Annotated in this window: 7 protein-coding genes and 1 rRNA gene; 7 read left to right on the forward strand and 1 reads right to left on the reverse strand. The window is 66.8% G+C overall.

Features of this window, described 5'->3' with window-relative positions; translation table 11 throughout:
- Positions 1-58: 58 nt before the first annotated feature.
- The 4 genes from V6M46_RS18035 to V6M46_RS18050 are packed head-to-tail and all read left to right on the forward strand — an operon-like array spanning position 59 to position 3,478.
- Positions 59-1,051, forward strand: coding sequence for a Bug family tripartite tricarboxylate transporter substrate binding protein (locus tag V6M46_RS18035; protein WP_332667634.1), 993 nt, complete (start codon positions 59-61; stop codon positions 1,049-1,051).
- Entirely contained in the window at positions 1,048-1,569 is a 522-nt protein-coding gene (locus V6M46_RS18040; RefSeq protein ID WP_332667636.1) for a tripartite tricarboxylate transporter TctB family protein, read from the forward strand. Before V6M46_RS18035 ends, V6M46_RS18040 begins: the two co-directional genes overlap by 4 nt.
- Complete coding sequence (locus V6M46_RS18045; RefSeq protein ID WP_332667639.1) at positions 1,569-3,074, forward strand: tripartite tricarboxylate transporter permease; 1,506 nt, start codon at positions 1,569-1,571, stop codon at positions 3,072-3,074. The genes V6M46_RS18040 and V6M46_RS18045 overlap by 1 nt, the downstream gene beginning before the upstream one ends.
- Positions 3,071-3,478, forward strand: coding sequence for a universal stress protein (locus V6M46_RS18050; RefSeq protein ID WP_332667640.1), 408 nt, complete (start codon positions 3,071-3,073; stop codon positions 3,476-3,478). The genes V6M46_RS18045 and V6M46_RS18050 overlap by 4 nt, the downstream gene beginning before the upstream one ends.
- 79 nt (positions 3,479-3,557) lie before the next feature.
- On the opposite strand, the gene V6M46_RS18055 is transcribed toward V6M46_RS18050, so the two are convergent.
- Entirely contained in the window at positions 3,558-4,208 is a 651-nt protein-coding gene (locus V6M46_RS18055; protein WP_332667642.1) for a DsbA family oxidoreductase, read from the reverse strand.
- Positions 4,209-4,282: 74 nt separating this feature from the next.
- Here V6M46_RS18055 and V6M46_RS18060 point away from each other — a divergent pair, with 74 nt between their 5' ends.
- The 3 genes from V6M46_RS18060 to V6M46_RS18070 all read left to right on the forward strand — a co-directional run.
- A complete protein-coding gene (locus V6M46_RS18060) occupies positions 4,283-4,669 on the forward strand; it encodes a universal stress protein (RefSeq protein WP_332667644.1) in 387 nt (128 codons plus the stop codon).
- 61 nt (positions 4,670-4,730) lie between these two features.
- Positions 4,731-5,990: a tyrosine--tRNA ligase gene (gene tyrS / locus V6M46_RS18065; RefSeq protein WP_332667645.1), complete on the forward strand. Its 1,260-nt coding sequence runs from the start codon at positions 4,731-4,733 to the stop codon at positions 5,988-5,990.
- Positions 5,991-6,484: 494 nt separating this feature from the next.
- Positions 6,485-6,606, forward strand: a 16S ribosomal RNA gene (locus V6M46_RS18070); the annotation flags it as partial.

Raw genomic sequence — 6,606 nt, forward strand, 5'->3', positions numbered from 1 at the left:
CAATAGTGACTCACGCCACACGTGGGGGCCATGCTCGGGGTCGACCACAGGAGGTTGTATGACGAGAAGACGCGCCCACGCAAGGGTCGCAGCAGTCATCCTCGCAGTCATCACTGCGATGGTTCTGGCGAGCTGCGGGGTCACCCGCGACTCAGATGACGAAGCCCACCGCCGACTGCAGCTGTGGATCCCCAACAGCCCCGGAGGCGGCTACGACCTCACCGGGCGCGCCGCCGCGCACGTTCTCGAGGACGCCGACCTGGCGGGCCGGTTCGAGATCACGAACGTGCTCGGAGCCAGCGGCACCGTGGCGATGCAGCGACTGCTCAACGCCAAGGGCGCCAACGACGTCGTGATGGCGATGGGCCTCGGTGTCGTCGGGGCGGTCTACACCAACGAGTCCGACGCGCGGGTCTCCAAGGCCACGCCGATCGCCCGGCTGATCGAGGACCAGGAGGCCCTCATCGTGCCGAAGGACTCGAAGTTCCAGACCATCGACGACCTGGTCGCCGCCTGGAAGGCAGATCCCAAGAGCGTCACGATCGGCGGCGGATCGTCACCCGGCGGTCCGGACCATCTCTTCCCGATGCAGCTCGCCAAGGCGATCGGCATCGAGCCCAAGGAGGTCAAGTACATCGCGTACGACGGCGGTGGCCCGCTGACGACTGCGCTGCTCGGCGAGAAGATCGACGTCGGCACCTCGGGGCCGAGCGAGTTCGAGGGGCAGATCAAGGACGGCTCACTCCGCGTCCTGGCCGTCTCGGGGGAGGAGCGCCTCGACAACATCGACGCGCCGACCCTCAAGGAATCGGGCGTCGACATGTCCTTCACCAACTGGCGCGGCATTCTTGCGCCGCCCGGCATCTCTGACGAGACGCGGGACTACCTGATCAAGCTCTTCGCGGACATGCACAAGACCGAGGGCTGGCAGGCAGAGCTCAAGCGCAACGGCTGGATCGACGCCTTCATCACCGGCGACGAGTTCGGCACCTTCTTGAAGGAACAGGACCAACGGGTCGCCACGACCCTCGAGGAGCTGGGACTCGCATGACCATCACACAGCAAACCACCGGACCGCGCGAGAACCGCGTGGTCGACCGGGCGCAGTACGGCCTCGCGGCCGGCATCGGCATCGCCGGCGCCTACGTCATCTACGACGCCACGACCATGCGCAAGGGATTCGCCGACCAGACGGTCCAGCCCTATGCCGTCCCGTACGTCGTGGGGGCCACGCTGGTCCTCCTCGCCGTGCTGCTGGCGTTCGCCACGGCGCGCGGCGACGTCGCCGAGTCCGAGGAGGGTGAGGACGTCGACCTGACCAAGGGCAGTGACTGGGTCACGGTCGGCAAGCTCGTCGCGGTCTTCGTGCTCAACCTCGCGCTGATCAACTGGCTCGGCTGGGCCATCACCGGCGCGCTGCTGTTCGCCGGCACGGCTCACGTGCTGGGCGCGCGTTCCATCGTCCGATCACTCGCGATCGGTGCCGTCCTCTCGGTCGGCACCTGGTACGGCTTCTACTCCGGCCTCGGGCTCGCGATCCCGGCCGGCATCCTGGACGGAGTCCTCTGATGGGATCCTTTGACCTCCTGATGCAGGGCTTCGAAAGCGCCCTGACGCCGACCAACCTGCTGTACGCCTGCATCGGCGTGCTGCTCGGCACCGCCGTCGGCGTCCTGCCCGGCATCGGCCCGGCCATGACCCTGGCGCTGCTGCTGCCGATCACCTACAGCGTCGAGCCCGCGAGCGCCCTGATCATGTTCGCCGGCATCTACTACGGCGGCATGTACGGCGGCTCGACGACCTCGATCCTGCTCAACACGCCGGGGGAGTCGTCCTCGGTCGTCACGGCGATCGAGGGCAACAAGATGGCCAAGGCGGGGCGAGCGGCCCAGGCCCTCGCGACCGCGGCGATCGGCTCGTTCGTCGCCGGCACGATCGGCACGATCCTGCTGGTGCTGTTCGCCCCGTCCGTCGCCAAGCAGGTCGTCAAGCTGGGCAACCCGTCCAACTTCGCCCTGATGGCGCTGGCACTCTTCGCCGTCACCGCGGTCCTGGGCAACTCCCGCCTCCGCGGGTTCATCGCCCTGTTCTTCGGACTGGCGATCGGTCTGGTCGGCACCGAGACGGGCCAGCCGCGACTGACCTTCGGCAGCCCGCTGCTGGCCGACGGCATCGACATCGTCGTCGTGGCCGTGGCGATCTTCGCGATCGGTGAAGCACTGTGGGTCGCCTCGCACCTGCGTCGTCGACCGCTCGACATCATCCCGGTCGGCCAGCCGTGGATGAGCAAGAGCGACTGGGGCCGCTCCTGGAAGCCGTGGCTGCGTGGCACGGCGTTCGGCTTCCCGTTCGGCGCACTGCCGGCCGGCGGCGCGGAGCTGCCGACCTTCCTGTCGTACATCACCGAGCGCAAGCTGTCGAAGAAGCCCGAGGAGTTCGGCCACGGCGCGATCGAGGGCGTCGCCGGACCCGAGGCGGCCAACAACGCCTCGGCCGCCGGCACCCTGGTGCCCCTGCTCGCGATCGGCCTGCCGACGACAGCGACCGCTGCCGTCATGCTGCTCGCGTTCCAGAGCTACGGCATCGAGACCGGTCCGCAGCTGTTCGACACCCAGCCGATCCTGGTGTGGACGCTGCTTGCCAGCCTGTTCATCGGCAACGCGTTGCTGCTGGTCCTCAACCTGCCGCTGGCTCCGCTCTGGGCGAAGCTCCTGCAGATCCCGCGGCCGTACCTCTACGCGGGCATCCTGTTCTTCGCCTCGCTCGGCGCCTACAGCGTCAACTTCCAGTGGTTCGACCTGCTGATCCTGCTGATCCTCGGCCTGCTGGGCCTGGCGATGCGGCGGTTCGGCCTCCCGGTCCTGCCGCTCATCATCGGGGTCATCCTCGGCCCCAGGATGGAGTACCAGCTCACACAGGCACTCGCGATCTCGTCCGGAGACATCAGCACGCTCTGGAGCGAGCCGGTCGCCGTCATCGTGTACGTCATCATCGGCGCCGCGCTGGTGTTCATCATCGGCAACGGCATCCGGACCTTTGCACGCAACAACAACCAGGAGAAGGTGGCGGCATGAGCGTGGTCGTGGCATACAGCCCTGATGTGTACGGCAAGGCGGCTCTTTCGTACGGAGCCACCGAGGCGTCGCGGCGGGAGGAAAAGCTCATCGTCGTCAACGACACCAAGGGCGACGCCTACGTCGACAAGCGGCTGGCTCCCGAGAAGGAGATCGACGCACTGCGCGCCGAGCTCAGCCGCCTGGACGTCGAGACGGAGGTCCGCCAGGACGTCGTCGCGGACGTCGCCGAGGCGGTTCTGCAGGTCAGTGCCGAGTCGTCCGCGAGCCTGATCGTGGTCGGCGTACGTCCACGGTCGCCGGTCGGCAAGCTGCTGCTCGGCAGCGTCGCCCAGCGGATCATCCTCGACGCCACGTGCCCCGTGCTCGCGGTCAAGCCGGACGGCGCCGAAGGCCTCAGCTAGTCGTCGGACTCGGGAATCACGCAGACGCCGTCCTCGCACACGAGGGCGGCGTCTGCGCCGATGATCTCGAGCGGCTCGTTCATTCGCCCGAAGCCGCCTTCTGCAGCACCTCGACGAACACCGAAGGATCCTGCGCACCGGAGACGCCGAGCTTCCCGTCGATGACGAAGAACGGCACGCCCGAGATCCCGTACGCGATCGCCTGGTCCTTGTCGGCCTGCACGGCGGGGAGGAACTGCTCGGACTTCAGCGCCTCGACGACCTCGGCCCGGTCGAGCCCGATCTCCTCGGCGAGGTCGGCCAGGTCGTCGATCCGACCGACGTGCCGGCCCTGCTCGAAGTACGCCGAGAGCAGCCGCTCCTTCATGTCGAGCTGCCGCCCCTGCGCCTTCGCGTAGTGCAGCAGCTCGTGTGCCTTGATCGTGTTGGTGTGCTGGAGAGCGTCGAAGTCGTACGACAGGCCCTCGGTGCTCGCGAGCTGCGTCATCTGCGCCAGCATCGACTCGACCTGCGCCGCCGGCATCCGCTTGTGGCCCACCAGGAAGTCCACCTCGGTGCCCTCGAAGTCGACCGGAGTGTCCGGCGCCAGCTCGAAGGAGTGGTACTCGACCTCGAGGGAGCCACCGCCCTCGGCGAACTCGGCGGCTGCGGTCTCGAACCGGCGCTTGCCGACGAAGCACCACGGGCACGCGATGTCTGACCAGATGTCTACCTTGACTGTCTCGCTCACGACGTGTGCAACGTCATCACTTGTCGGACATATTCCGCTCGCCACCAGCAGGCTTTCGCCGCTACCCTTATGTCATGACAATTGCCGTCGCCTACCGTCCCGACGACTTCGGGCGCGCCGCCCTTGACTGGGCCGCCGCCGAGGCGCGCACCAAGGGCGAGTCCCTCCTCATCATCAACGTCCACCGGGTCGAGCCACGTCTCGACACGGGTCACGCCAAGGGCCGCCACGTGCAGGACATCACCGAGGCGCTGGCCAAGGACAACGTGCCGTACGAGCTGCGCCAGGTCGAGGGCGAGAACGTCGCCAGCACCGTGCTGTTCGAGGCGGAGCAAGCCGGCGCGTCCCTCGTCGTGATCGGCGTACGCCCGCGCAGCCCGGTCGGCAAGATCCTGATGGGCAGCGTCGCGCAGCAGATCCTGCTCGACTCGGCGGTCCCCGTCGTCGCGGTCAAGCCCTAACGGCGACGGGGGAGTGCCGCGCTAAAGTCGCGGTGCATCCCCGACCCCGAAGGACTGGCCAGTGACCCACGTACTCGACGACCTCGACGCGCGAGGACTCATCGCGCACGCGACGGACCGCGACGCCCTGCGCGCGGAGCTGTCAGCGGGGCCGATCACCTACTACGTGGGCTTCGACCCGACGGCGCCGAGCCTGCACATCGGCAACCTTCTCCAGATACTGACGGCGCGCCGGCTCCAGCTCGCGGGGCACAGGCCCCTGATGCTGGTCGGCGGGTCCACCGGGCTCATCGGTGATCCGAAGGAGGCCGGCGAGCGGGTCATGAACCCCAAGGAGACCGTCGGCGAGTGGGTCGACAACATCCGCGAGCAGGTCTCCCGCTTCGTCGAGTTCGGCGGCGCCAACGGTGCGACGATCGTCAACAACCTCGACTGGACCGCCGGCCTCAGCACGATCGACTACCTCCGCGACATCGGCAAGCACTTCCCGGTCAACCGGATGCTGGCCCGCGACGTCGTCAGCAGCCGGCTCGAGTCGGGCATCAGCTACACCGAGTTCAGCTACGTCCTGTTGCAGTCGCTCGACTACCTCGAGCTCCATCGCCGCTACGGCTGCGTCCTCCAGACGGGCGGCAGCGACCAGTGGGGCAACATCACCGCTGGCGTCGAGCTGGTCCGTCGCGCTGACGGCCACAAGGTCCACGCGCTCGCGACGCCGCTCATCACCAAGGCCGACGGCACCAAGTTCGGCAAGACCGAGTCCGGCACGGTGTGGCTCGACCCGGGACTCACGAGTCCCTACGCCTTCTACCAGTCGTGGATCCAGGCCGAGGACTCCAAGGTCATCGAGTACCTCCGGCAGTTCACGTTCCTCGATCTCGACGAGATCAGCGTCATCGAGGCCGAGCACATCGAGAAGCCCGGCCTGCGAGCCGCGCAGAGGCGACTGGCCGCCGAGGTGACGACGATCGTGCACGGCCAGGAGGAGACCGCCGCAGCAGAGCTCGCGTCCCGTGCGTTGTTCGGCAGGGGAGAGCTCGCGGAGCTTTCGGAGTCGACGCTCGCGGCCGCCCTCCGCGAGGCCGGCGCTGTCGACCTCGCCGCGGCCGATCGACCCAACGTCGTGGACGCCTTCGTGGCCGCTGGACTCGCCGACAGCAAGTCCGCGGCACGCCGTGCCGTCGCCGACGGGGGAGCGTACGTCAACAACGAACGCGTCTCCGATCCCGATCTCGAGCTATCCACTGAGCTCCTCCTGCACGGCAAGTGGGCGGTCCTGCGCAAAGGAAAGCGGTCGATCTCGGGCGTGTCGGTGTCCTGAACCCCGTCATTTCAGGGGCTCGAAACCGTGTGACGTGGACCATACGGACCCGATTTGACGAAGCGGGAAAGGCCCCCGTAATGTTCTTCTTGTTGGACAGCACGGCGGAGCGAAAGGCCGAAAGGCCGGTCACTCGGAGCTTCCAACCAGCTCAACCGAAACGGTCGACGGCACGGCGCCTCAGGCGCCCGGAGACGGACCGCGGACAACGAAGCTGAACATGGTGACCGACCCGGTTTGACCGGTGAAAACGAGCCGTGTAAGTTAGACGAGTTGCCCCAAGGCGGAGACCGAAAGGTCGAGGCTGAGGTGAGCGTCTGATCCTTGAGAACTCAACAGTGTGCCAAAAGTCGACGAGATTAATTAGTAATACCCCGTCGAGACCCGTCGGTGAGCTTCGGCTCGCCGATCTCGATGGAATCAATTCCGACAATTTATTTGTCAGCAAATAGTTTGTCAGAGTCGAACTGAAGTTTGACAGCGCTTTAGCTGTTTCAACGGAGAGTTTGATCCTGGCTCAGGACGAACGCTGGCGGCGTGCTTAACACATGCAAGTCGAGCGGTAAGGCTCCTTCGGGAGTACACGAGCGGCGAACGGGTGAGTAACACGTGAGCA

The sequence above is a fragment of the Aeromicrobium sp. genome (assembly GCF_036676885.1).
Lineage (GTDB): Bacteria > Actinomycetota > Actinomycetes > Propionibacteriales > Nocardioidaceae > Aeromicrobium.